The organism is Pseudomonas sp. 2822-17 (assembly GCF_002742485.1).
GTDB classification, from domain to species: Bacteria; Pseudomonadota; Gammaproteobacteria; order Pseudomonadales; family Pseudomonadaceae; genus Aquipseudomonas; species Aquipseudomonas cyclaminis.
Genome location: NZ_LJRZ01000665.1, coordinates 1 through 284 on the forward strand (window position 1 = coordinate 1; position 284 = coordinate 284).

The window sequence follows — 284 nt, forward strand, 5'->3', positions numbered from 1 at the left end:
ATTGAAAAACTCTTCCAATGATACTTTTAATTGACTAAGAAATATTTCACATTCTTGAAGTGCCTTTGGATGAGAATAAACGGTTTTTATATTATTTAATTCTTGTCCTTTTAAAGCCATAAGACAATGATGAGTTTTAAGGTCAGTTTTTTGCTTAATACTCCAATTATCAGACGAAAGTAATTCAATCACCTCAGAAACATAACCTGAGTTTGATGTTTTTACAGGTATGACTGCATAATCTGACCGTTTATTTTTAACTGAATCCAGAGCACTATTAAAAC

General features: G+C 29.9%; 1 protein-coding gene. It reads right to left on the reverse strand.

From position 1 onward, the window contains the following. On the reverse strand, nucleotides 1–284 hold a 284-nt coding region (locus tag AOA60_RS34895; RefSeq protein ID WP_218240807.1), incomplete at both ends, for a prephenate dehydratase domain-containing protein.